Genomic DNA, 25,369 nt, shown 5'->3' on the forward strand with positions numbered 1-25,369 from the left:
CTGAGCCAGGATCAAACTCTCATGTTAATATCCTTTGCAAGATGATGCTTGCGTTTTGAAATCTTTTATACAATTCTTTAAGAATTGATGGGTTTGGTTTGTGCTGTTTAGTTTTCAAGGATCAACGGCTACTTTCTTTTTGCCGACAAAATATATCATAACATTTTTTGTACAACCTGTCAATCATTTTTCTAATTACATTTTATTCCATTAATGTTTGTTTGTCTTAAATTTTTGCTGCGAAAATTATTATATACAAAAAACTAATCCATGTCAATATAATTTCTCATTTTTTACTTTTATAGAGCAATTTCGATGGGGTAGTTAGAATTACTAGTTCTTTCTAAATTATAATCCTTAATAACTCTTTCTTAAATAAATAAACTTATGGTATAATAGACTTAAGGTAAAAACATGTTTAAGAGGAGTGACCCGTATGTCTGATCTTAGAAGTACTATAACTGATGAATTCCAGTATACAGTAGAAAATCTTTTGGTTCGAAATAAAAGTATATTAGATCAAATTACAAAGTACCAGGATTCCTGTTCCCGTGTTAATCGAAATATCGTTAAAGCAACTACCCATTGTGGCTGTATTAAAATTCTCGCTGACAAACAAAAATATCCAGATAATGATTCCGATTTTTCATTAGAAGATCTAAAACCTATGATGAATGACCATATACAGGGCGATTTATGTGAAAACTGCCGTGACCTAATAGAAAAAGAAATCGGTAGAAATTTATTTTATCTCGCCTCTTTATGCAATACCTTAGACTTAAATCTATATGATATTATTATTAAAGAATTAAATCGGGTTCGCATGTTGGGAAAGTTCACATTACGGTAAATGACACAAATCTTTTTGGTATAGTTTTATGGGCGAATTAATTCGCCCATAAATATTTTAATATATTATCTTAATATAATTTGAAGAGCTTCACTAACATTCTCCACCCCGTATACTTTTATACCATCTACCTTTTTCATTCCCCTTAGGTTAGCCTTTGGTATAACACAGGATTTAAACCCCAATTTAGCTGATTCTATTACTCTTTTTTCTGCCATACTTATCCCTCTTATTTCTCCTGTTAATCCTATTTCTCCAAACACTACCATGTGAGGATCTATTGCTTGGTCCTTAAAACTAGAAGCAATCGCTGCAATTACTCCCAAATCAATGGCAGGTTCGGTAATCTTGATTCCCCCTGCTAAGTTTACGTAGCTATCATAGCTTATTAATTGCATCCCCACCCTTTTTTCCAGTACCGCCATTAAAAGAACTACCCTATTATAATCTATACCCGTCGCTGTTCTTCTCGGCATTCCAAAATTAGTAAAGCTCACTAGGGCCTGTACTTCTACTAACATAGGTCTTGTCCCTTCCATGCTGCATGTGACAACGGAACCTGAAACATTAAAGGGTCTTCCTGCTAACATCAGCTCTGAGGGGTTCTTTACCTCTGCTAATCCCTTATCTTGCATTTCAAAAACTCCAATTTCATTAGTCGAACCAAAACGGTTTTTAACCGCTCTTAAAATACGATAGGCTGCATGCCTTTCTCCTTCAAAATATAGTACTGTATCCACCATATGTTCTAAAACCCTCGGCCCTGCAAGAGATCCTTCTTTTGTCACATGGCCTACAATAACGATGGATATGTTTTGATCTTTTGAAATTCTCATTAAACTTGAAGTGGCTTCTCTAACTTGGCTCACACTCCCCGGCGCCGATGTTATCTCTTCTCTAAAAACTGTTTGTATTGAGTCTATTATGACTAAATCAGGCTTACTACTACTTATTACTCCTTCTATTAAGTCTATATTGGTTTCTGATATAAGGAGTAAATTTTTTGTAGCTACTCCTAATCTGTCAGCTCTCATCTTAATCTGTCTAATGGATTCTTCTCCTGAGGCATACAGTATTTTGCTTCCTTTTTCTCCTATATATTCACACATCTGCAGCAGCAAAGTGGATTTTCCTATTCCCGGATCCCCCCCTACTAACACCAAGGAACCCTTTACTATCCCTCCCCCTAATACTCTATCCAATTCTCCTGCCCCGGTTAATATTCTCTCTTCTTTGTCAATTCCTATATCTTCTAATATCACTGGGTTAAGTTTTATATTGGTCTTAGATTGAATAGATGCCTTTTTAGCTACTATTTCTTCAACAAAAGTACTCCACTCATTACAGCCTGGGCACTTTCCAAGCCATCTTGGGGATTCATATCCACATTCTTGACATACATAAACATTTTTTGTTTTCGCCATATTATCTTCCTTTTTTCTATTGATATAAATCTATAAAGCACATCTATTATAGATGTGCTTTATTATTAGCCTAATTTTTCTATTTTAATGTCTTTCTCCCTGCCATTAAGTTCAACACTAAATGTTACTTTCCCTGCCAGACTTGATTTTACCTTTCCTACCTGCACATTTTCAATAAATATTTTATAATCCTTTTCAGGTTCTAATTCCATAGTAATTTGGGCATCCTCTTCCCCCTCCACAGAAAATGAAACAAGTTTCTCATTCATATTAAAATAGTGAACTGTTGTCCCAGGGACTGATTCATATAATAAAATGCCGTTCTTTTCTAGCTTTGTAATCTTATTATATGTTTTTACTTTATATAAGTCGCCATCTACTTCAAAATCCAGCACTTTCTTTTTTGTTTCCATTAGATGGTTCCCAAAGCTTATGGTCTTATCATCTTCTACACGTATTAACTCTCTAATAACTGCCACACTCGTAACCCCCTAGACTAATTATACTTTATTTCATTATACCTTATTTTACTCATTAATTCCATCGAAAATCTATATTCTAAAATTTACACAAAAAATTCATGCCTAGAGTTTTATAAAGGACAATTTTTCATCTTCTAAGTCAATTTTTATACTGTCATTTTCTTTGATTTTGCCATCTAAAATCTGCTCTGCCATCTCATCTTCAATCTTTGATTGTATTGCCCTTCTTAGAGGCCTAGCCCCGTAGGCTTGATCAAATCCTTCTTTAGCTAAATATTCCTTGGCAGTCTCAGTAATTTCTATGGCAATACCCATGTTTTGTTTTATTCGTTTTGCCAGTTGCCCAATCATAATGGATACAATATTTTTAATATCTTCCCGATCTAGAGGATGGAATACTATCATCTCATCGATTCTATTTAAAAATTCAGGCCTAAATATCCTTTTTACTTCATCCATTACATTCTTCTTCATGTCTTCATAGTCTTTTGCTACATTATCCACGGAAGTGAAACCTAATCTTTTTGGGGCAATAATATTCCTCGCTCCAATATTAGAGGTCATAATGATAACTGTATTTTTAAAATCAATTCTTCTTCCCTGAGCATCTGTTATATGACCATCGTCCAATACTTGAAGAAGGATATTAAATACATCGGGGTGTGCTTTTTCCACCTCGTCAAAAAGGATAACTGAATAAGGCTTTCTCCTTACTTTTTCACTTAGTTGTCCACCTTCGTCATATCCCACATATCCCGGTGGGGAACCAATTAACTTAGATACACTATGTTTTTCCATGTATTCCGACATATCAATGCGTATCATCGAATTCTCATCCCCAAATAGAGCCTCAGCTAAAGCTTTAGTAAGTTCTGTTTTACCAACTCCAGTTGGCCCTAGGAATAAGAAAGAACCAATCGGCCTATTGGGATCTTTTAGCCCTACTCTCCCTCTCCTTATTGCCTTCGATACTGCCTTTACCGCTTCTTTTTGACCTATAACCCGTTTATGAAGAATTCCTTCCATATTTCTTAGGCGTTCGCTTTCCTCTTCGGCTAATTTGCGCACAGGTATTCCAGTCCAACTAGCTACAATATCTGCAATTTCATCCTCTGTAACCACTTGCGCTGATTTTGTATGACTGTCTTTCCAATTGTTTTTTTCATCTTCCAGTTGTTTTTTAATTTCATCTTGTTTCTTTTTAATTTCCCCCGCTTTTTCAAACTCTTCTGTTTTAATAGCTGCTTCCTTTTCTTTTTCCAATTCTTCTAACTTTTCTTCTAGCTCCTTAACATTGGGGGGTGCTGTAAAAGTACGAAGCCTTACCCTCGAAGCCGCTTCATCAACTAAATCAATTGCTTTATCCGGTAAAAACCTGTCGGTTATATATCTGCTTGATAGTTTTACAGCTGCTACAATGGATTCATCTGTGATATGGACTTGGTGGTGGGCTTCATATTTATCTCTTAATCCCTTTAGTATTTCTATTGCCTCGTCTTCCGTTGGTTGTTCTACTTTCACCGGCTGAAAACGGCGTTCCAAAGCCGCATCCTTTTCAATATATTTTCTATATTCGTCTAGGGTTGTAGCCCCTATTACTTGGATTTCTCCCCTAGCCAAGGAAGGCTTTAATATATTAGAGGCATCAATTGCCCCTTCTGCAGCCCCCGCCCCTATTATTGTATGAAGCTCATCAATAAATAGTATTACATCTCCTGATGTACGGATTTCATCTAATGCCTTTTTTATTCTTTCTTCGAATTCCCCTCTATATTTGGAACCTGCAACCATTGCAGATAAATCAAGGGATACAACCCTCTTATTTTTTAGAATTTCTGGGATATTGCCTTCTACTATTTTTTGTGCCAAACCTTCTGCTATGGCTGTTTTACCTACTCCTGGTTCTCCTACAAGACAAGGGTTATTTTTAGTTCTCCTACTTAATACCTGAATAACTCTTTCTATTTCCTTATCCCTTCCTATAATCGGATCAAATTTCTGTTCCGTTGCCATTACAGTTAGGTCCCTGCTAAATTGATCTAAGGTAGGGGTATCTGATTTGCCTGTCCTTCTTCCCTGCTTACTCATTGGCGTTCCATCTTGAGATTTTTCCCCTTCTCCTAGCATGCTCATAATGTCATCATATATTTTTTGGGGATTAATTCCTAAACTACTAAGTAGTTTTATTGCTATCGAATCTGGTTCTCTAAGAAGGGCTAAAAGAAGGTGTTCCGTACCTATATATCCTGTTCCCATTTTCAGTGCTTCCCTAAGGCTCATTTCTAAAATTCTTTTGGCCCTAGGTGTGAAGTCCTGTGGCTCTGCTGTCACCACATCACCGCTACCAATAACAGATTTCAGCTTATCTACTATATCCTTTTCCGAGACCCCTTGGTTTTTTAATGCCCTTTCAGCCACGCTATCTTCTCCGCGGATTAAGCCTAATAATAAATGCTCAGTACCCACATATCCATGCCCTAATTCTGCTGCTGCTATTTGAGAAGCCTGTAATGCCTCATGGGCCCTTTTTGTAAATTTTCCCATCATATTAAGCATTCCTCCTTTTTATTTGTACATTTATTTTTCAAATTGTTTTCTTATAAAAGATGCCCTATGGGTATCCCTTTCCTGGCTATTTAAATCCATCCCTACCCTTTTTTGTAGATTGGCGGATTGTATATATATCATAAACTCATAAAAATTGAGAACCGGCTTAGGTTCCTCTAGTATACCCATTTCATAGCCCATCTTAATATCTGATAGAAGGGTTGCGGCTTCTTTTGTAGATAACATTTTAGCATAATAAAGTGTTCCATAAGATCTATAAATTCTATCTTGAAACTCTGCTCTTTTTTCTATCAGGATTCCTTCCCTTATTTGCCTTTCTCTCTCTACAATTTGTAAGGTTATATTGTTTAAATTCTCTATTATTTCATCCTCTGATTGACCTAGGGTAATCTGATTTGAGATTTGATAGAGACTTCCTTGGGCCGTTGTTCCTTCACCATATAATCCTCTAACTGTAATTCCTAATTTTCCAATAGCTTGGAGAATGTTTTGTAGCTGCCCCGACCATTCAAGAGCAGGGATATGAATCATATAAGATGCCCTCATCCCTGTTCCCACATTTGTGGGGCAAGAAGTTAAGTATCCTAATTCTTCATCAAAGGCATATTCTATGGATTCTTCTAGAACATCATCTACTTTATCTGCTAAGTCCCATGCCTTTTCCATGTCCATTCCTATTGCTACGGATTGTATCCTAATATGATCTTCTTCATTAACCATTATACTTAGGGTTTCATCGTTTCTAAGTAGAACTCCACAAGGAGCCGCCTTTTTAACCAATTCAGGGCTAATGACATGGCTTTCCATCAAGGCCCTCTTATCTAGGGGGGTCTTTCCAAATACAGGAATATACTCAAACTCCCTAGATAAAATCGTATTTCCAGACAATAAGGCCCTTTTAGTTTCATTAATCATATCTTCAGCTTGTGGCTGTGGAATACGAGCAGAAAAAGGATATTTTTTATAATTTCTAGCTAATCGAATTCTACTAGAGACTACAATACCTGTATCTAAATTTCCTTCATACCACTTGTTCATTCTTTCCCCCCCTGTTTAAGTGTGTGGATTTTATCCCTAAGCTCAGCTGCTCTTTCGAACTCTTCTGCCTTAATTGCCTTTTGGAGTTCCTTTTTAAGGATTTCTACTTCTCTTTTTATCTTTAATTTGCCTGCAATCCTATTAGGAAATTTTCCCGTATGGATATTATCACCATGAAGTTTTTTTATAATAGGGTTTAGCTGTTTTTTAAAAGTTAAATAGCAGTTCGAACATCCAAAACGCCCTATCTTTTTAAAATCATCATATGTCATCTTGCAAGTAGGACATTGAAATACTTCGTTGTTTTCCTTATAACCTTTTGATTGTGCCTGCCCCCCCAAAGACATATCCAATAATCCCGTTAGAAAATCTTGGAAAGATATTGGGGTATGAAAGTGAATGGTTTCTGTTTCCTTTGCACAATGTTCGCAAAGATATACTTCTGCTTTTTCCCCATTGTTAATATGGGTTACATGTACCGATGCTATGTTCTTACCACAGCGTTCACATAGCATATGATTTCCCCCTTTCCTTAAGTTACAATTCTTTTTCCTATATATCCCACAATTTCTTGCTATTTATACATGGCATTTATAAATATAACATAAGATGCTTTAAAATATATGCTTATAACTTCCCACCACAGGCGATGCACTTTTTAGTTTCTGGACTATTTCCCACTTGGCAGTTAGGGCAAAATTTTAATAATGCAAATCCTCCCACCCCTATTGTAGGTTCCATGGCATATCTTTTATCCATATTATCTTTTAGGACATCCTCATTTATATCCTCAAGTTCACCATTTACTTCTTTCATGTTCTTTATTTCATTTTCCAATCTTTTAATTGTTTTAATTTGTTCTTTGATTTGTCTACATATATTATCGATTTTATTTATGTTATCTGCATCACCATTATAGCTAATATGGATTTCATAGGAGAGTTTCCCTAGTTCTTTGTATAATATATTAAGATCTTTAACCTCCTTTGATAAGGTATTTTTAAGTCTTGCAAAATCAATACCATCCCTTGCTTTTTTACCTATATATGCCGTTGCTGTTTCCATGTTTTTTATTATTTTTTCAAGATATTTCATGTTTTTTCTCCTTTTAAAAAAGTGCTCTGCCACAAGATAGGCAGAATTTATCTTCCATTTGGTTTTCCGCCCTACAGGTTGGACATCGTTTTATTTCTACCTTTTGGGATTGTACTTTGTTTTTTATTTGGGACAAGGTATCCTGAGATTCTTCTTTTTTTACTATTTTAGCCATCGCTTCTTCCTTCGCACTGTCATTCATAGGCGCCCCACACTTTGGGCAAAATTTTGCACCTTTTTCCACTTCTTTTCCGCATTCGATACATATTCTTGATTTTCTAAGCTCCTCCATCTTCTTTTGGAGTTCCTCAATCTTTTCTTCCACTTCTTTTATTTCTGTATATTTTTCATCAAAGAATTTCCCCAAGGAACCTCCGTACTGATATATTTCATGGACCTTTTTTCCTATTTCGTAATATATTTTTTTTAAAACTTCCTGTTCTTTGCCAAGATCCACATTTACCTTGGTAGTCTGATATAATTCCCCCGTACCATCTTTTACAGTTTTCAATGCTTGAGCTAGTTTATTTCTCCAATCATCAAATGGCATGTTTTCACCTTCTTATATATTTTAACTTTATATTATACTAAGTATTATTTTATCATATTGATAATTTCTGGTAAATAGCCATTGTTCAGTTACTCTTTTCTCAATTAATATCTATTATTATTTATTATATATCTCATATTATAATAATGCAATATATCATTGCTTTACTTTTTTAATATTATCTTTCTCTTAAAATTAAAAAACCATATTACTAACTATATAGCAATACAGTTTTTATTCGGTATAGGGTACTGCTTAAATATTATTTGGGATTATTTCCAGCCCCATTTATTCACAAGTACAAGTTGGAATTGAATACAATACAGTATCTATTCTTTAAGGGAGGTTTATCTATGCGCAAATTAAAATTTAGCATTATTCTTATGCTTATTTTAGGAATAATGGGCAGCTTTTTTACCGGTTGTAGTAATGATAACTTAACTAAAATTAGGCTTAACGAGGTAGTGCACTCCGCATTTTATGCCCCACAGTATGTAGCAATCGAAAAAGGCTTTTTTGAGGAAGAAGGCCTTAAAATCGAACTTTCTTCTGGTTGGGGAGCAGATAAGTCTATGACAGCCCTTATTTCTGGAGATGCTGATATTGGAATGATGGGAACTGAGGCTGCTGTATATGTTTACAATGAAGGCCAAGAAAATCACGGTATTATATTTGCTCAACAAACTCAAAGAGCTGGAAATTTCCTTGTAAGCCGTGAAGAAGAGCCTAATTTTCAATGGTCTGACTTAAAAGGAAAAACTGTTATTGGTGGACGCCCAGGAGGAATGCCTCAAATGGTATTCGAATACATTTTAAAACAAAATGATATAAAACCCTTTGAGGATGTAAATATCATTACAAATTTACAATTTACTGCAACCGCTGGGGCATTCGTAGGTGGCATGGGGGATTATTCCGTAGAGTTTGAACCTACTGCTTCTACTATCGAGTATCAAGGCAATGGTCATGTTGTTGCTTCCCTAGGAACAGCCAGTGGTAAAGTACCCTATACCGTTTTTATGGCTTCTAAAGAATACGCAGAAAAAAATCCTGAAACAGTACAAAAATTCACAAATGCTCTTTATAAAGCTCTAGTATGGGTTAATGAACATACTCCTGAAGAAATCGCCGAGGCTATCCATCCGCAATTTAAGGAAACAGATAAAGAACTCCTGACAATTATAATAAAAAGATATAAAGATCAAGATACATGGCCCGAAACCCCAGTTATGAGTGAAGAATCATTAACTTTACTTCAAGAGATATTAGAAATCGGAGGTGTTCTAGATAAAAGAGCTCCTTATGAAGATATTGTAACAACTGATTTTGCAGAAGAAGCTATTAAAAAATAACAAAAGGTTAAGCCTATATGCCCAAAATAAAAGCATGGCAATTGCCATGCTTTTATTTTGTTTAAGAAAGTTCATCTTGATTTGAAGAAGTATCTTTCTTTCTTTTTATTCTAACTACTAATGCAATAATTACCACCATTCCGATAAATAAAATCAGCCCTAAAATCAATAAGGAAACAATAGGAAATGCAGTCTTTTCTAATAAAACTTTTACTACTGCGTGATTTTCATTAAACCTAAATTGAAGTAATTGCTCTTTTTTATCTTCATCAGTCTTAGTTTTCGTGTTCTTTTCAATACGTTTAGTTTCCCTGTTACCTGAAGCATATTTTAATTTTGAATTATTAGGTATATACACATCATAATTTATTCCTTCTTCTAATCCTAATCCTCCTAATATAGAATTAAAGGATATAGAATCGTATAATAAATACACATCCTTATTATTATCGGACACCTCTGTTTTTTTATAATAACTAAAGTTTTCACTGGAATTTTGATTTGTTTCTTTAGTAATATTACATACGTCTTCGTATATCCTTTGTTGTCCGCTTTCCATAACCTTTATCTGTGGGTGTAATTCTTTAAAATACAAGTCAAGTTCTTCATAACCTATTTCATTAGCAGTATACTTATTCCATATGTATTTCGTGCTTTTTTCTGCCTTATTGTTATTTAAAATCTTTACGGAAATATCAATGGAATTCATGTAAAATCTCTTTTCAAATTCTCCAAAAACTGAAAATACTTCTTCCCCAGAATAATAAGATTCTAATGCAGCCTGATTTTTTTCATCATCTATGTATCCATTAAAATATCTTGTTCCATCAATAGAATATTCATAACCCCTGGGATAATATAATCTATACATTACATTATCATTAACGTAGGTTCCCTTTAACAGTTCGTCAATTACAATATCTTCATCAAAATTATAAAAAGGATGTAGAGTGTTAGAATGTTTACTGGGAGTTAAATGTATTTTATTTTGCTTATCCTTTGATAACTTGTTCATTTCTTCGGTTAACTGTTCAGTGGTCATTTTTTCAAATAAAAGTGTATATATACCTTCTCCTGATTCTTCTTTTCTTTCTACTTTATTGCAAAACTTGTGAAAGTAATCTTTAAGATCTTTTTGACCTATCTTGCTATCTATATTTGAATCAAATATTATTTTTAATTCTCTAGTAATAGTATCCTTAAAGTCTAAGAAAGTATTTATTTCTATTCTTTTTATAGGGTAGGTTTCATCTACTTCTGCTTTAATATTTGCGGTCCTATTATAGAATGAATCAGAATACCCTGGAATATCAACAGTTATGTCTTGCATGTCAAACAAGTCTGTCCCACTACCCTCTGAAATTATTTCTGAAGCATCTACTGCATCCGTAGCCCATTTTACAAGATCATAAGAGGGATTTGTTTCTTCAAAACGATAAACTCTACCAAATAAACTCTCTTCAGCAACATAAATAGCATCATGGGGTTTCCCCGTAATGGCTTCCGTTTTTTTATTATAATCATCAATGCTATCAAAGCTATATGTAAAAACATACTGAACCCCTGACCCGGCAGTTTCCGAATCTTCTTTCGACATTGTTAATACATCCGGCTTTGCTTTAGTCAAAACTTCTTCTAGAGCATTAATTCCACCTTCTACATACTCGAGATCACTACTACTAATGTAGGCATAAACGGTTTTTGTTCCCTTACCGTCTTCATCAATACTTATGTTAGATGTAATTTGGGCTCCACAACCCGACAAGATAACAACAAGTGTAAATAATAGGCAGAATAAAAACCCCCTCTTCCATCTATTCATCAGTTTGCACCTTCTTTCATCTGCTCTAGTGTATATATAAGATTCATCGTAATATTTTCCCACTCATTTGATTTTGCATCATACATAAAGTAATCTAGAGTATCCATACGCCTTACTATCAGCTTTCCGTCCTTTTCTGAGATATCCGATATATAAGAAACTTCATTTTCTAATGCAATAGTTTCGTCTTTTCTTAGTATTTCTAGTATGTTATCGCCTTCTTTATCATGCTTGATAATATATTTTTGATTATTATCATCTACTAGATACTGCATTATCGTCTCATTAATAGATTCTTCTGAAATCGTATGATCCATACTTTCTAAAAAGGTTATGTATTCGGAAGTTATGCTACCATCTTCATTTTCTATTTCCCTATTCTCATTTTTTATTGCCAGTACCTTTGCTCCTCCATTCCATAGGGAGTTAGCTTCTAATTCCATATCCTTTTTAACTTTGCTTTTATAATCGTATTCATATACTTTTTCATCCTCAAGAAAGGCAATCTTATCATCCCCGGTCCATATTAGATTGTTTCCCCCTATTTCGAGCATCTCATTGTCACTTCTTTTAGGAAACATCATTTGATGGGTAACCCCTTCTAAAATAAGCGCGCTTCCCTTAGAATTCCATTGTAAATTATATAAATCATTAAAAGGTTTTTTATTTAATTCTTTTCCCTTATCGTTGATAATGATTACTTTATCGCCATCATAGGATTCATCGTATAATGCTAGTTTTTCATTATCCTTAGAAATATTTAAAAAGACGATTTCTCCATTTGTTTGGTAGATTGGTTTAATTTTATTTTTCCTTGGCTCATATCTATAAATAGAATTATGTGTTTTTATAAAATATGTATTATTGTTACCTAATAGCACGGTTTCTATATTATTAATATTAAAGGTATCATTTATCTGAGAACTATTATCTTTTCCAAGTAGGGATACAGCCTTCACATTCGCTCTGTTTTCATTGGTCTTAACATTCTTAGGTTGTGGTGATACTACCTTAAATCCTACTACCATCATCACCGACACTAATATTCCACCACCTGCTAGACACCATGTACGATATTTCATTAGTTTTTCTTCTAAAACATCTAGCTTTATTTTTTCTCCACCAAAATATTTAAGTATTCCAAACAGTAAAATCCATACGAAGATATTAATAAAAACAAATACTGGTGAGTATCCCACCCACATTTTTTCCTGCAAATATACGGGAATATCTAAACCTAGTATGGATAATGCCTCCCCAACTGTATCAAGATTACCCCTTATATTAATATACGATTGGGTAGTGATTGCCAAAGTCACATTCCAAACTGCTAATAGGATACCCAATACTCCAAAATCTTTCCAGTTTTTCTTATCTTTAATCCTCTTAAAGCCTAAATATAAAATAACTATTGTTCCCAATACTACCAATACATTCAGGCCTGTAAAGGCATAAGATTTATCTACAGAACCAGGTAATACCCCTTCCGCTGCTACCCTAAAAAGGCCCAATTTAATAAATGCTTGTCCGATTTGTACACGAAATCCATTACCAAGTACAGCTAAAGCTCCATACCCCCACAGACTAGGAATAAATAACAGGGCTTTTATATTTCTCATCGTATTTGCCATTTCACTTCCCAAAATACCGATCACTGATAAAATATATAGAACAAGAACTAATATTCCGCTGTATATAAACTGCCATTTAATAATCCATACAAAGGAGCCAATACTATCTGAAAAGGGCATTTCCTTATAAATATTTGATATGCTTTCCTTCTTTATTATTAGGCTCCAGATTAATTGAATAAGAAATGCTATCATAAAAGTTCCCAATAATCCTCTGAAAAATGCAAATCCTCCGTGAAATTTAAAAGAAAAGTCTATAATAAATTTGTTTGCTCCGGAAATCAATTTGTAGTTGAGTAAAGAAAATACATTTAAAACAATACTAAAGATTAGTGATGTTCTTATATAATACCCTAAACCATCTATAGTAGAGCTGCCTTCTTTGTATTTCCTAAAATTTCCCGCTAAAAATGAACTTCCGGGTATTAATAAAAATAAAAGAAACGCAAATCTAAATGAAATTAATATATTGTTATTTGTCCCTCCTAAATTACCCCTAAAAGATATCTTAAACGGCGTTTGCATAGATGCCTGGAGTATGTCAATAGCATTAGGCTTTAATCTCATTTTTATAGATGACTCTACTGTATTGGTTTGATTATATATTTCATTTATTCCTTCTTTTATACCCCTTAAAAATACAAGGTCTAACATAAAACAAATAACTAACCCTACTATAAATGCGATTCCTGCTCCAATTAATGATTCTATCCAGACCTTTTTATCTTCCAAAAAAAAATTTTTAATTCTTTCGGCTAAAAAGCCATCCTTAGTTATAAGATTTTGGGTATTGGACTTAACAGTTTCCATATCTAGTGAGATTTTTTTATTACTAATAGAATATATATCTACCGGTCTCCCACATTCAGAGCAATATTGACCTACTAATCTAACACCACATTGATTACAAAAATCGCTCTGTTTTTTTTACAAAGGCTACATTTGGTACATTATATAAATTGATCTTTATGCCACAGCTATGGCAATAATTATTACTTGATTTGTTTTCATTTCCACATTGATTACAATACACACTATCCCTCCTTATATCTGCTTACTCCCACAAATATTACAAAAAGCAGATTCTTTCTGAATTAAGCCCTTACATACTCCGCATTCCTTTACTTCTTCCATATAGAATTTATTAATGTCAAGGCCGCAGCTATTGCAAAATTTTGTCCCTTCATCCAAGGGCTGGTTACATTTTGGACATATCTTTTCTGCCTTTTTATGTATAATGTTTTTGTTTTCCTGTGCTATTTCATTTTCTAGCAGACATATTTCATTTGATATAGCCTTAAGTTTAGAATCCTCTAGTTCATTTTTGCGCATTTTATAATGCACTTCTTCTCCTAACAATACTAGCTTTTGTAAAACCTTTTGCTGTAAATCTGATACTTTTGCTGCCATCTTACTTCCCCCTTTAGATTATATGTAATCCTTTATAGTGTATATATAATTCCTCTAAATTTCAATACCTTTTGATTTTTATGTAAAATAATAGGGTATCTTGAAGATACCCTATTATCTTTATTATCTTTATCATACAAAACTTTTTATAAAGCTTTTTCCAAATTCCTCACATCTTTTAGTTGCCTCTTCATCTGGAGTCCACAAAACCCTTATTCCATCATTAATAAGCTCAAAACCTCCTTCTTTTAATCTGTCAGAAATCATCTTTGTGGATTGACCACCCCAACCATAGCTGCCGAAGGCTGCTGCTTTTTTATTTTTAAATCCTAACCCTCTCATTTCTTCTAGTATAGCGGCAGTCGAAGACAATATTCCATTATTAATTGTGGAAGACCCTACCAATATTCCTTTTGATTTGAATACTTCTGTAATCACATCGTTTTTATCAGTCCGAGCAATATTATATAGTTTGATGATTACTTCTTTATCCTCTTGCTGTATCCCCTTTTTGATGGCTTCTGCCATCTTCTTTGTATTATCCCACATACTATCGTATAAAATAGTTATTTGGTTTTCTTGGTAATTGTCTGCCCACTTTAGGTATTGTTCTACTATTTGTACAGGATTATCTCTCCAAATGACCCCATGGCTTGTACAAATCATATTTAGAGGTAGGTTGAAGCTTAAAACCTCTTTAATTTTATCTATAACTAAAGAACTAAAAGGAGTTAATATATTTGCATAGTATTTTATTGCTTCTTGATAAAGCTCGCATTGGTCTACTAGATCATTATAGACTTGTTCAGTCGCCAAATGTTGACCAAATGCATCATTACTAAATAGGATATTTTCTTCTGTAAGATAACAAAACATGCTATCGGGCCAATGGAGCATTCTAGCCTCGATAAATATAAGTTCCTTACTGCCTAAGCTAAGCTTATCCCCTGTCTTTACAGTATTAAAATTCCAATCCTTATGATATTGTCCCTTTAGAGAACTAACAGCATTTTTTGTACAATATATAGGCGTGTCGGGTATTTCCTCCATAAGTCGCGACAAAGAACCACTGTGGTCTATTTCTCCATGGTTAACGATAACATAGTCTATCTCTTTAAGGTCAATTTCTTTTTTAAGGTTTTCTACAAATTCTTCACTATATGGGTTCCAAATAGTATCAATAAGAGCTACTTTTTCGTCTCTAATAAGATAAGAGTTATATGTAGACCCTCTATGGGTTGAGTATTCTTCCCCATGAAAAGTGCGAAGCTCCCAATCCCTTTTCCCAACATATGTTACACTGTCTGTAATTTTAAAAGACATATAATCAACCCCTTCTTAGTTTTTATCTATTTTAGTATATATTGAAAATCTAATTCCTATTCATGCTTTTATTGACACATACGTAAAAAAAGTATACAATGGTTAAAATTTAAGTAGAAAGGAGCTTTAAGATGAGCTTTAAATACATAAGAAATATTCCTTCCGCAGAAGAGATTATAAGTGAAATTCCTTTACCTAAAGAATTAGGCATTCTTAAACAAAAAAGAGATGAGGAAATAAAAGCTGTAATAGAAAAAAGTTCCAATAAATTTATCCTAATAATCGGTCCTTGTTCTGCCCATGATGAAGATGCTGTTTGCGATTATATCGGCCGTCTTGCTAAGGTACAAGAAAAAGTACAAGAAAAAATTATTATTATACCTAGAATATACACTAACAAACCACGAACTACCGGCGAAGGATATAAAGGGATGCTTCATCAACCGGATCCCATGGATAAACCAAATATTCTAGAGGGACTTAAGGCAATTCGAAAAATGCATATACGGGCCATCAGTGAATCTTACTTAACCCCTGCAGATGAAATGCTCTATCCGGAAAACTATACCTATCTTCAGGATGTCCTAAGCTATGTGGCAATAGGTGCCCGCTCTGTAGAAGACCAACAGCACCGCCTAACAGTAAGTGGTATGGACATTCCTGTAGGTATGAAAAACCCCACTAGTGGAGATACTTCCGTTATGTTAAATTCCATTCAGGCTGCGCAGCATGGTCATACCTTCCTCTATCAAGGTTGGGAAGTTAAGACTAGTGGCAATCCCCTTGCCCATTCTGTTTTAAGAGGTGCAGTGAATCATTATAGTACTAATATACCAAATTATCATTATGAGGACATGATGAATCTTGCTAAAGATTATGAAGATAGGGGGCTTACTAACCCTACTATTATCGTTGATACCAATCATGCCAATTCCATGAAAAGATTTAAGGAACAACCCCGTATTGTAAAAGAGGTCCTATATAGTAGAAGACATTCTCCAATTCTAAAAGATATGGTAAAGGGGCTTATGATTGAAAGTTATATAGAAGAAGGAAATCAAAATGCCAATGAAAGAGTCTACGGTAAATCCATAACTGACCCTTGTCTTGGCTGGGAAGACTCTGAAAAACTTATTTATTATATTGCTGAAAATTTATAATACCCAATGCTTAAAATAGCTAATCCAATCCACTGTAATTTTGTAGTCAATGCCTGACAATATTAGGCATTGACTATTTTGCTATATAATGCATTATCTCCTCTAGATAAATCCACATGAAAACCAGCGTTTTCAATTCTTTTCTCAATGCATTTTCTGCACTCTGCTGCCTCATCTCCAGTACATATCTTTCCATCATAAAGGGAATATTTCTCCCTTATACCGATGGGGGATAAATTGGGCATTACTACATTGGCCCCTGCCCTTAAAGCCTTTTCCCTTCCTGTTGCATCTAAGGTTCCTAGGGCTGTGGTTGCCGGTAATAAGACACTAGGGAGTAAAAGACGAATAATCGCAAGCAGTATAACAGTCATTTCGGTGGTTCCTCCTTCTTTCTTGGAAAGGGAAGTTTCCTTATGAGGAATAAACGGACCAACTCCTACCATATGGGGATTAAGTTCTTTTAAAAATCTTAAATCCTTTATATAATGCCCATAGGCCTGGTCTGGAAGTCCTACCATAAACCCTGCCCCCACCTGGTATCCTATTTCTTTTAGATTCCATAGACATTTTATTCTATTTTCAAAATTGCCCTTTGGATGAAGAGTTTCATATAGTTTCTTATCTGCTGTTTCATGTCTTAGAAGATATCTGTCTGCCCCTGCGTCATAATATCTTTTATAGGATTCATAGGATTTTTCTCCTATTGAAAGGGTTATTGCACATTCAGGGTATTTATTTTTAATGGTATATACCATTTTTAATATCTTTTCATCGTTATAATACCTATCTTCTCCCCCTTGAAGTACAAAGGTTTTATATCCTAAGTTATAGCCTAGTTCACAGCATTCAAGGATTTCTTCAATGGATAACCTATACCTGTCCACGTTTTTATTGGAAGCCTGAATTCCACAATATACACAATCTCTGCTGCAATAATTTGTAAATTCTATTAACCCCCGTAAATATACCTTATCCCCATAATATTTTTCCCTAGTCTTCCTAGCCTTTTCCTTTAAATATTTAGTATTCTCTTCATCTATACCCTTAAAAAGTTTAAGTAATTCCCCATCATCTAAATTATTAAGTTCATATAATTTATCAATTAAACCTTTCATAAAGCACCCCCGGTATTTTCCCATTGCTCCATTACGGTTCTAACCTTTATCCTTTGTTCTATGAATTCTTTTTTTAAATCCTCTTTATTTACTTCTACTGGTTCATGAATACATACTTTTATTTCATTAAAGGGAAACGGAATAACAAATTTATCCCACCTTTTGTTTAAGGATATTTTTCTTCTTACCCTGATGGATAAAGGTACAACTCTTCTTTTAGAAAAGAGAGCAACTGCGAAAGGAAAGATTTTAGGTTCATGAAAAGGCCCTAGGGGGCCATCAAAGGTAATTGCCACACTGGAGTTCGCCTCTTCCCTAATGATACTCCTAATCTTCAGAAAAAAATTCCCCCCCGATGGTTCATCTGGAACACGAATAGGCACATAACCAAAACTTTTACATATATTTGATATATAATTTCCCCTAGGGTCTTTGGTGGTAACTACACACAGCCGCTCTCCTTTTAATAAAGGGTAAAAAGAATAGCTAGAACCATGCCAAAATGAAAAGATAAACTTTTCTTCATGATTGGATTTAAGGTATTCACCATTACCGCTTAACTCAATTTTACTAGTAGCATAAACCAAACGTATATAGACTATAAATATGACACTAATAATCTTTTGAAACAAATCATGTACTTTTTTCATGCCATCCTCCCTGTCAGTAATACAACTCCTATCTCTATAGATATATCAATCTAAACTTTTTCTAATAGAAAGAGCATTTTCTTGTTCCCTTATAGTCTTATGATATACCCTAGATGCTTTTTTTGCCATTTCTTCGATAGAAAACCCTTTTGAGAAATCATATGCATTTTTACCCGTCTTAACCCTTAAATCTTCGTCTTCTACCAACTCTATTACCTTTTCTCCCCATTCCTTGATATTTGCCTTTGTTTTGTATCCATTCTCGCCATCTATAATCATGTCATCGGTTCCACTAGAACGAACTGCAACTACTGGACACATTCCTGCCATAGCTTCTAGAAGAACCATACCCTGAGTTTCAGAACGGGATGCAAAGACAAAAATGTCAGAGGCTCTATAGTAAAATGCTATTTCCCTAGGTTCTACTTTTCCTATCAGTAAAATCGTGTCTTGTAGATTGTAGTCATCTATTACTTGTTGTAATTTTTGCTTTTCGGGCCCATCCCCTATAATAATGCATCTTACATCTTTTTTAGTTTTTTCTCTAATATACTTGATACCATCTATAAGAAAGTATAAGTTCTTTTCTTTAGTCAATCTAGATACGGAACATAATAACACTTCATTTTCAACATACTTTTTCTTTATTTCTTTGACTCTTTCCATATTTATATTTTCATATTGTTCAAATTCAATCCCCGTCGGTAGGACTTCTATGGGTCTTGTCACCCCTATATGTTCAAGATATTCCTTGGCACTTCCTGTCGGCGCAATGATTGTACTGCATCTTTGAGCAAACTTCCTTATTATTTTATGAGGAATCTTACTTTTAAAAAGCTTACCACCAACCGGTAGATTATGAACATATTTTTCATATCTTGTATGGTATGTAAGAACCGTAGGAATATTATATTTCCTTGCAAGCTTCAGTCCCTTGTGGCCGATGCCAAAAGGATGATGGATATGAAGTATATCTATATTACGCATAGAAAATTCCTTTTCTATTTCTGGCAGGAAAACATTAACTATAGGAAAATCAAATTGATTGGTTTCGTAGTATGTAATTAATTTGCATCTGACAACACTATCTTCATCGTCTTCCCATTTCTGGGGGTATTCTGGGGCAAATATGTATACTTTATGGCCTTGTTTTCTAAGTCCCCTTGAAAGTCTTTCTATAGAAATTGGAACTCCTCCCACGAAAGGAAAATAATTATTTGTAAACATTGCTATATTTAATTTTTCACCTTGATAGTCATCATCTTCCGAATAATCAAAGTCCCTATAATAATCAACTTCTCCTATGACCTTTTTATAAATGAACAGTATTGCTAAAGACAATACAAATAATCCTATTAGAAAATTGATAAAGTTTATCTTAAACAATGAATAAAAATAAGCTGCTTTGCTACTTAAAACGCTCTTTAATCCTTTTTCTTCTCCCTTGCCTATTTTCTTAACTTGACATTCAACCTTATCAAGAGAAGGCTTTACCTTAACATAATGATAAAAGCTATTTTGATTACCTAAAACAAGAGGGCCCCCTCCTCCGCCAGTGATGTAATAGGGGACCTCGTTGATTATTTCTTCGTGATACACCCCTATACTTGATGAAAATACCCCATTAACTTTATATTTTGTAAAAGAATCCATTAAAAATTTACTATATGCCGCATCGGAAATATATAAATTATTATGTACAGGATAATCTATTTGATTTGGCTTATAGGGCGATTTGCTTATAAATACAAATTTATTTTTATATTTATTTCCCTCTTCTAGCTCCCTTATAAGCCATTCTTTTTGCCAAGACATTGAAGTCTTTTCCGTAGCATCGATAAAAATATAATAACTATCCCCCGCACCAAAAGAAAAATATAGAGGACCAAAATATTCGTAAAATCTAAATGCACCTTCCCCCGATACCTCTCCTTCTCCTATAGCCATGACGAAAGGAACACCTAACTTATTGATACTTTTATTCAAAACCCTATATTTATTATTAGAACCATCTACTACAGCGTTACCTGCAGAGATAACAAAATCTATATCATCATCCTTAATCGTTTTTATAATACGTTTATCAAATACCTCCACAGAACTTTTTATATTTCCTATTACTGCAAAAGTTATATCTTCTTTATTTTTGGATAATCCTTGTATTCTTTTAATATTACTATAGTTTAAAGAACATAAATCTGTATTAGAAAAATAAGTGCATACTCTAAAAGATATAAGTACCGCTAATATAGCTGCATTTGCCCATAAATAGACCCTTGTTTTCTGCCTATTTTGCATTGATATAGCCTCCTGGAAAACCACTTTTAAACATTTCTTTATAAAATATAATACCGCCTATTACCATACCTATATAAACCGTAACAAACCTCCATGTAAAAGTTAAAGAGATAATATCCCCCCGTTTGATAAAGTTTGAATAAATTAAGGTATACCCCCCTTCTGCAATTCCAGATGCTCCTGGAGTAATAGCAAAGTACATAATAAAAGTAATAAGGACCTGAAAAGAAATAATGCTTATAACAGGGATATGATATCCCAATCCATTAATAAGTACCACTGAAAAATAAAAAAGAGTAAATAAATATATAATGGCAAATCCTATAGATAATAAAATATATTTCGGCTCTCCCTTAGCAAAACTTTTAATGCTATTTGAAAATGTATCTATTTCTTTATAAAGAGAACGGCTCCATTTTTTATTTCTTCTATTGCTGATTAATTTTTTTCTTTCCAAAAAATTAAAGCTACTAAATATTATTCCCTTAATAATTTTAGTTCGATAAATAAACTTATAACATATGTAAATTAAAACAAAATATATAAAAATAATTAAAAAGACATATACAATTCCTCCGCCTTTTGAAAAGATATCAATCAAACTTTTTTCAGTAAATATAATTATGGGTGTCGTAATAAGAAAAAACACAGTAGCTATAACTGTTCTTATAGTAGTCGCAGCTGTAGAGTTTCCTATAGATATTCCTTTTTTATTCAAAAAATAAATCTGTGCAAAACCTCCGCCTGTAGCAAAAGGAGTAATATTAGATATAAATATATTTATGAAAACTAGTTTTAAAACATACAAAAAAGATATTTTAATATCCAAGGCACGGATAATATAAAAAAGCCTAAGAGCATCAAAAACATAATACATTATAAGCATTATACCAATAATATATAAAGTTTCATACCTAAACTTCCTTAATTCAAGAAAGGAAGTACCGTCCCCAAAATGTTGATATAAAAATATTAAGGATAAAATAGAAGTTCCTATGAAAAAAAATGCAAATATTATATAGGCCCATTTCCTAGGTGGCACAATGTGAGTCATCTTTACAACCCCTTTTTATTTATTATATCTATAATAATATGTATGTTTCCACATTTCAACATATTATATAAACAAATGCAAATTAAAAAACAGTCAATTATTCTATAATCATTGACTGTTTTTAAAGTTAATTGCTATTATTACCATAGTAATCATTTCCTATAGGTTCATCTGGGATAACTAAGACACATATAATATATGCTAAGACCCCACTACCACCAAATAATATAAACAAAATCCATAGAATCCTTACTAGAGTCGGGTCTAGTCCAAGATATTTCCCTAAACCTCCGCAAACACCACTAATTTTTCTATCAATTGTTGATTTATACAATCTCTTTTCCATTTTCATACACTCCTATTTCATATTTTATTGCCTTATTTATATTATATACGTATTAAATAATAATAAGTTTACTTAATACTACTTTTTTCATCTTTCTCTTTTTATCTTTTTCATATATAATAAAAAAATGCATAAAAAATTAAATTATCTAGAAAGATGAAAATACCATGAAAAAAATAATAATAGACATAGAATTTTATAAACGCCTCTTTACTTTAGCTCTCCCTATTGCTATACAAAACTTTATTTCTTCCTCGTTAAATATGGTAGACACTCTTATGATTGGGAAAATAGGTGAAACTCCTATAGCCGCCGTGGCACAAGCTAATAAGATTTTTTTCTTATTTACCTTAATTTTATTTGGAATCAATAGCGGGGGCTCTAGCTTTACAGCACAATTTTGGAGTAAAAAAGATATAAAAGGGATAAGAAAAGTCCTGGGAATATGTCTGGTGTCAGGGGGAATAGCTGCAATAATTTTCTCTATTGGGGCAATATTTTTTCCCAAAGAGTTAATGTATGTTTTCGCAAAAGATACCGAAGTAATAGATTTAGGAAGCCAGTACCTAAGAATTGTTGCATTTAGCTATCTCATTACTGCCATTACTTTTTCCTACTCTATTCTCCTTCGTAGTACTGGAGAAGCTGTCATTCCTATGGTAATCAGTATGATTTCACTTGGGGTGAATACCTTATTAAATTGGACATTTATTTTTGGTCATTTTGGATTTAATCCCATGGGGGTTAGGGGAGCAGCAATTGCTACCGTTATTGCTAGAGTAGTCGAATTAGGGTTGTTTTTATGGATTGTATATAAAAAAAATACTTCCCTCGCAGCTTCTTTTAAAGAAATGATAGATATCTCTTCTGATTTTATGAAAGCCTTCTATAAAACGACTATATTTGTTATTTTAAATGAATTTATTTGGGCTCTAGGGACAACTCTTTACTCCATCGCTTATGGTCGAATGGGTAAGGAAGCTGTTGTTTCTATCAGCATTTCTAGTAATGTAGAGCAAATCGCCATGGTCATCTTTTTTGGTATAAGTAGTGCCTGTGGGGTCATGTTAGGAAATGAAATCGGATATGGAAATGAAAAAAAGGCATTTTCCTATGCCAAACGTTTTGCCATTATAGGACCTATTCTTGCTCTAATCATGGGGGTTATCGTAGTAATAACTTCTCCTCTTATTTTATCTATATTTAATATTTCTCAGAATGTTTATTTAGACTCTACAAAGATAATAGCAATCTTTGCTCTGATATTACCCTTTAAGGTATTTAATCTATTTACCGTAGTAGGAATCTTAAGAAGTGGCGGAGATACAACCTATGGATTAGCTATGGATGCTGCTGGAGTATGGCTTATCGGGGTTCCCTTTGCCTTTATTGGAGGGCTAGTTTTAAATCTTCCTATTTATTGGGTATTTGCCTTGGTATCTTCTGAAGAACTTTTTAAAGCCATATTTGGTCTTCGTAGATTACTTTCAAAAAAATGGATTCACAATTTAGTGAATCACATGGGATAACATACTTACTCTCTCCATTTAAGAAACTTTTTTTCTAGTATAAGTACCGCCTTGTATAATAGGGCAGCTAGTATAATAAGTATAACAATGCTCGTCATTACCCAATCTAATTTAAAGATTTGGCTGCCATATATAATAAGATAACCTAACCCTGATTGAGCTACTAAAAACTCTCCTACCATAACACCTACAAGAGATAAACCAACATTTACCTTTAGGGCATTAATAATGGTTGGAACATTAGCGGGAAGTATTACCTTGTTAAGGATATCTTTTTTACCTCCTCCAAATGTTTCAATCAATTTTATTTTATCATGGTCCACTTCTAAAAAACCACTCAAAACTGTTAGGGTAGTTACGACTATAGACATTAATATGGCTGTAAATAAAATAGACTTCATATTATTACCCATCCATACTATAAGAATGGGAGCTAATGCTGTCTTAGGAAGACTATTAATAATAACAAGATAAGGATCAGAAACCTTTAGGACAAAATTATTCCACCATAATAAAACTGCTATGGCTGTACCAAGAAATGTACTCAAGAGAAATCCTAAAACTGTTTCAAAAAGGCTAACACCTGTGTGAATGAACAAGCTCCCGTCTAATATCATATTCCAGGAAGTTTTTAGAATTTTACTAGGTTGACTAAATATGAATGGATCAATCCATTTGAAATATGCTGCTACTTCCCAAATTAAAAGCAATCCTACCAGTATAGAGACTTGTGTAATTTTAACAGCTATCCTCGTTTTTTTTATTTTATTCATATACTTAAGATGTTCATTTGAATAAACACTATTGCTGCTCTTCATCAGACTTCAACTCCTTCCACATAAGGTTAAAGTATTCCCTGAATTCAGGGGCTTCCCTAGATTTAAGTGGAGTTCTATCATCAATAGACAACTTTATTGGGTGAATCGCTTTAATCTTAGCCGGCCTTTGGGTTAATACTATTACTTTATCAGCCATGCTTATAGCCTCAGAAATATCATGGCTAACCAGTATAGCAGTCTTATTCTCTTTCTTGATAATGCTCCCTATTTCATCAGCTACACTTAGCCTAGTTTGATAATCTAATGCCGAAAATGGCTCATCTAAAAGAAGAATGTCTGGTTTTACTGCAAGGGTCCTAATAAGTGCTGCCCTTTGCCTCATTCCTCCCGATAATTCTGAAGGAAAATGATTTTCAAATTCTCCTAATCCATACATATTTAAGAGTTCCTTCGAATACTTTTTACTTTCTTCAGTTAGCTTATTTTGGATTTCCAGACCTAGAAAGACATTTCTAAGAATTGTCCGCCATTCAAATAAATGATCTTTTTGAAGCATATACCCGACCCTAGAAGACGTACCCTTTACTACTTTTCCAAAAACCAATGTTTCCCCCGCAGAAGGCTTTATGAGCCCTGCAATTAAGGATAAAATGGTTGATTTACCACATCCACTAGGACCTATAATACTTATAAATTCCCCCTTGTTAATGGTAAAACTGAGGTTATCTATGGCCTTTGTTTCTCCCGAAGGGGTATGGTAATTTTTTACAATCGATTTTAATTCTACGACAGGCTTCATATTATCTGCCTCCCTAAAATAAGTGTTTCAATAACTAATATATTAAAATAAACGATTAAATGTGACAATTTTCCAAATTAAATAAGAGTTA

At 33.6% G+C, this 25,369-nt stretch carries 22 protein-coding genes; 4 read left to right on the forward strand and 18 right to left on the reverse strand.

The features are described from left to right. Positions 1–436: 436 nt before the first annotated feature. The gene (locus tag GX308_00765; protein NLK20622.1) at positions 437–850 is read left to right on the forward strand and encodes a DUF1573 domain-containing protein; all 414 of its coding nucleotides are present in this window, start codon (positions 437–439) and stop codon (positions 848–850) included. A gap of 65 nt (positions 851–915) precedes the next feature. Here the strand turns inward: GX308_00765 and radA are convergent, their stop codons facing one another. The 7 genes from radA to GX308_00800 all read right to left on the reverse strand — a co-directional run bounded on the left by radA (position 916) and on the right by GX308_00800 (position 8,007). Next, positions 916–2,274 (reverse strand): DNA repair protein RadA, encoded by a 1,359-nt coding sequence (gene radA / locus GX308_00770; protein NLK20623.1) that lies wholly within the window; start codon positions 2,272–2,274, stop codon positions 916–918. A 65-nt stretch (positions 2,275–2,339) separates the two neighbouring features. Then, positions 2,340–2,753, reverse strand: coding sequence for an endosialidase (locus tag GX308_00775; protein NLK20624.1), 414 nt, complete (start codon positions 2,751–2,753; stop codon positions 2,340–2,342). 105 nt (positions 2,754–2,858) lie between these two features. Beyond that, positions 2,859–5,303 carry an ATP-dependent Clp protease ATP-binding subunit gene (locus GX308_00780; protein NLK20625.1) on the reverse strand — a complete coding sequence of 815 codons (2,445 nt, stop codon included), beginning with the start codon at positions 5,301–5,303 and terminating at the stop codon, positions 2,859–2,861. 30 nt (positions 5,304–5,333) lie between these two features. Continuing rightward, complete coding sequence (locus GX308_00785; GenBank protein ID NLK20626.1) at positions 5,334–6,362, reverse strand: protein arginine kinase; 1,029 nt, start codon at positions 6,360–6,362, stop codon at positions 5,334–5,336. Continuing rightward, entirely contained in the window at positions 6,359–6,877 is a 519-nt protein-coding gene (locus tag GX308_00790; GenBank protein ID NLK20627.1) for a hypothetical protein, read from the reverse strand. The genes GX308_00785 and GX308_00790 overlap by 4 nt, the downstream gene beginning before the upstream one ends. Before the next feature lie 112 nt (positions 6,878–6,989). After that, entirely contained in the window at positions 6,990–7,457 is a 468-nt protein-coding gene (locus GX308_00795; GenBank protein NLK20628.1) for a hypothetical protein, read from the reverse strand. A 13-nt stretch (positions 7,458–7,470) separates the two neighbouring features. Continuing rightward, complete coding sequence (locus tag GX308_00800) at positions 7,471–8,007, reverse strand: zinc ribbon domain-containing protein (GenBank protein NLK20629.1); 537 nt, start codon at positions 8,005–8,007, stop codon at positions 7,471–7,473. A 353-nt stretch (positions 8,008–8,360) separates the two neighbouring features. Here GX308_00800 and GX308_00805 point away from each other — a divergent pair, with 353 nt between their 5' ends. Beyond that, positions 8,361–9,359: an ABC transporter substrate-binding protein gene (locus GX308_00805; GenBank protein ID NLK20630.1), complete on the forward strand. Its 999-nt coding sequence runs from the start codon at positions 8,361–8,363 to the stop codon at positions 9,357–9,359. Between the two features lie 61 nt (positions 9,360–9,420). Here the strand turns inward: GX308_00805 and GX308_00810 are convergent, their stop codons facing one another. The 4 genes from GX308_00810 to GX308_00825 form a co-directional block, all read right to left on the reverse strand. After that, positions 9,421–11,181, reverse strand: a complete 1,761-nt coding sequence (locus GX308_00810) for a hypothetical protein (GenBank protein NLK20631.1) — start codon at positions 11,179–11,181, stop codon at positions 9,421–9,423. Then, complete coding sequence (locus GX308_00815) at positions 11,181–13,622, reverse strand: hypothetical protein (GenBank protein ID NLK20632.1); 2,442 nt, start codon at positions 13,620–13,622, stop codon at positions 11,181–11,183. The genes GX308_00810 and GX308_00815 overlap by 1 nt, the downstream gene beginning before the upstream one ends. 234 nt (positions 13,623–13,856) lie before the next feature. Then, entirely contained in the window at positions 13,857–14,222 is a 366-nt protein-coding gene (locus GX308_00820; protein ID NLK20633.1) for a hypothetical protein, read from the reverse strand. A 132-nt stretch (positions 14,223–14,354) separates the two neighbouring features. After that, on the reverse strand, positions 14,355–15,545 hold the full coding sequence (locus tag GX308_00825) for an anaerobic nitric oxide reductase flavorubredoxin (protein NLK20634.1): 1,191 nt from the start codon (positions 15,543–15,545) through the stop codon (positions 14,355–14,357). A gap of 131 nt (positions 15,546–15,676) precedes the next feature. On the opposite strand from GX308_00825, the gene GX308_00830 reads away from it, so the two are divergent. Beyond that, positions 15,677–16,705 carry a 3-deoxy-7-phosphoheptulonate synthase gene (locus GX308_00830; GenBank protein NLK20635.1) on the forward strand — a complete coding sequence of 343 codons (1,029 nt, stop codon included), beginning with the start codon at positions 15,677–15,679 and terminating at the stop codon, positions 16,703–16,705. A gap of 62 nt (positions 16,706–16,767) precedes the next feature. On the opposite strand, the gene hydE is transcribed toward GX308_00830, so the two are convergent. The 5 genes from hydE to GX308_00855 form a co-directional block, all read right to left on the reverse strand. Next, positions 16,768–17,823 (reverse strand): [FeFe] hydrogenase H-cluster radical SAM maturase HydE, encoded by a 1,056-nt coding sequence (hydE, locus tag GX308_00835; GenBank protein ID NLK20636.1) that lies wholly within the window; start codon positions 17,821–17,823, stop codon positions 16,768–16,770. After that, positions 17,820–18,473: a DUF374 domain-containing protein gene (locus GX308_00840; protein ID NLK20637.1), complete on the reverse strand. Its 654-nt coding sequence runs from the start codon at positions 18,471–18,473 to the stop codon at positions 17,820–17,822. The genes hydE and GX308_00840 overlap by 4 nt, the downstream gene beginning before the upstream one ends. Before the next feature lie 45 nt (positions 18,474–18,518). Further along, positions 18,519–20,771: a glycosyltransferase gene (locus GX308_00845; GenBank protein NLK20638.1), complete on the reverse strand. Its 2,253-nt coding sequence runs from the start codon at positions 20,769–20,771 to the stop codon at positions 18,519–18,521. Continuing rightward, positions 20,761–21,825: a flippase-like domain-containing protein gene (locus GX308_00850; GenBank protein ID NLK20639.1), complete on the reverse strand. Its 1,065-nt coding sequence runs from the start codon at positions 21,823–21,825 to the stop codon at positions 20,761–20,763. The genes GX308_00845 and GX308_00850 overlap by 11 nt, the downstream gene beginning before the upstream one ends. A 127-nt stretch (positions 21,826–21,952) precedes the next feature. Continuing rightward, positions 21,953–22,171: a PspC domain-containing protein gene (locus GX308_00855; GenBank protein ID NLK20640.1), complete on the reverse strand. Its 219-nt coding sequence runs from the start codon at positions 22,169–22,171 to the stop codon at positions 21,953–21,955. A 167-nt stretch (positions 22,172–22,338) separates the two neighbouring features. On the opposite strand from GX308_00855, the gene GX308_00860 reads away from it, so the two are divergent. Further along, positions 22,339–23,700 (forward strand): MATE family efflux transporter, encoded by a 1,362-nt coding sequence (locus tag GX308_00860; protein NLK20641.1) that lies wholly within the window; start codon positions 22,339–22,341, stop codon positions 23,698–23,700. Between the two features lie 5 nt (positions 23,701–23,705). Here the strand turns inward: GX308_00860 and GX308_00865 are convergent, their stop codons facing one another. Then, positions 23,706–24,518 carry an ABC transporter permease gene (locus tag GX308_00865; GenBank protein ID NLK20642.1) on the reverse strand — a complete coding sequence of 271 codons (813 nt, stop codon included), beginning with the start codon at positions 24,516–24,518 and terminating at the stop codon, positions 23,706–23,708. Continuing rightward, positions 24,502–25,278 (reverse strand): ABC transporter ATP-binding protein, encoded by a 777-nt coding sequence (locus GX308_00870; protein NLK20643.1) that lies wholly within the window; start codon positions 25,276–25,278, stop codon positions 24,502–24,504. Before GX308_00870 ends, GX308_00865 begins: the two co-directional genes overlap by 17 nt. Between the last annotated feature and the right edge of the window lie 91 nt (positions 25,279–25,369).

The sequence above is a fragment of the Candidatus Epulonipiscium sp. genome (assembly GCA_012519205.1).
Lineage (GTDB): Bacteria > Bacillota > Clostridia > Lachnospirales > Defluviitaleaceae > JAAYQR01.

Bases quoted from the DNA above. Each gene is read 5' to 3' on its own strand.
- GX308_00765 (NLK20622.1), top strand. From the start codon at position 437: ATGTCTGATCTTAGAAGTACTATAACTGATGAATTCCAGTATACAGTA.
- GX308_00855 (NLK20640.1), bottom strand. From the start codon at position 22,171: ATGGAAAAGAGATTGTATAAATCAACAATTGATAGAAAAATTAGTGGT.
- GX308_00815 (NLK20632.1), bottom strand. From the start codon at position 13,622: ATGGAAACTGTTAAGTCCAATACCCAAAATCTTATAACTAAGGATGGC.
- GX308_00845 (NLK20638.1), bottom strand. From the start codon at position 20,771: ATGCAAAATAGGCAGAAAACAAGGGTCTATTTATGGGCAAATGCAGCT.
- GX308_00830 (NLK20635.1), top strand. From the start codon at position 15,677: ATGAGCTTTAAATACATAAGAAATATTCCTTCCGCAGAAGAGATTATA.
- GX308_00795 (NLK20628.1), bottom strand. From the start codon at position 7,457: ATGAAATATCTTGAAAAAATAATAAAAAACATGGAAACAGCAACGGCA.
- GX308_00790 (NLK20627.1), bottom strand. From the start codon at position 6,877: ATGCTATGTGAACGCTGTGGTAAGAACATAGCATCGGTACATGTAACC.
- GX308_00870 (NLK20643.1), bottom strand. From the start codon at position 25,278: ATGAAGCCTGTCGTAGAATTAAAATCGATTGTAAAAAATTACCATACC.
- GX308_00820 (NLK20633.1), bottom strand. From the start codon at position 14,222: ATGGCAGCAAAAGTATCAGATTTACAGCAAAAGGTTTTACAAAAGCTA.
- GX308_00805 (NLK20630.1), top strand. From the start codon at position 8,361: ATGCGCAAATTAAAATTTAGCATTATTCTTATGCTTATTTTAGGAATA.
- hydE (NLK20636.1), bottom strand. From the start codon at position 17,823: ATGAAAGGTTTAATTGATAAATTATATGAACTTAATAATTTAGATGAT.
- GX308_00800 (NLK20629.1), bottom strand. From the start codon at position 8,007: ATGCCATTTGATGATTGGAGAAATAAACTAGCTCAAGCATTGAAAACT.
- GX308_00780 (NLK20625.1), bottom strand. From the start codon at position 5,303: ATGATGGGAAAATTTACAAAAAGGGCCCATGAGGCATTACAGGCTTCT.
- GX308_00860 (NLK20641.1), top strand. From the start codon at position 22,339: ATGAAAAAAATAATAATAGACATAGAATTTTATAAACGCCTCTTTACT.
- GX308_00840 (NLK20637.1), bottom strand. From the start codon at position 18,473: ATGAAAAAAGTACATGATTTGTTTCAAAAGATTATTAGTGTCATATTT.
- GX308_00785 (NLK20626.1), bottom strand. From the start codon at position 6,362: ATGAACAAGTGGTATGAAGGAAATTTAGATACAGGTATTGTAGTCTCT.
- GX308_00865 (NLK20642.1), bottom strand. From the start codon at position 24,518: ATGAAGAGCAGCAATAGTGTTTATTCAAATGAACATCTTAAGTATATG.
- radA (NLK20623.1), bottom strand. From the start codon at position 2,274: ATGGCGAAAACAAAAAATGTTTATGTATGTCAAGAATGTGGATATGAA.
- GX308_00850 (NLK20639.1), bottom strand. From the start codon at position 21,825: ATGACTCACATTGTGCCACCTAGGAAATGGGCCTATATAATATTTGCA.
- GX308_00825 (NLK20634.1), bottom strand. From the start codon at position 15,545: ATGTCTTTTAAAATTACAGACAGTGTAACATATGTTGGGAAAAGGGAT.
- GX308_00810 (NLK20631.1), bottom strand. From the start codon at position 11,181: ATGAATAGATGGAAGAGGGGGTTTTTATTCTGCCTATTATTTACACTT.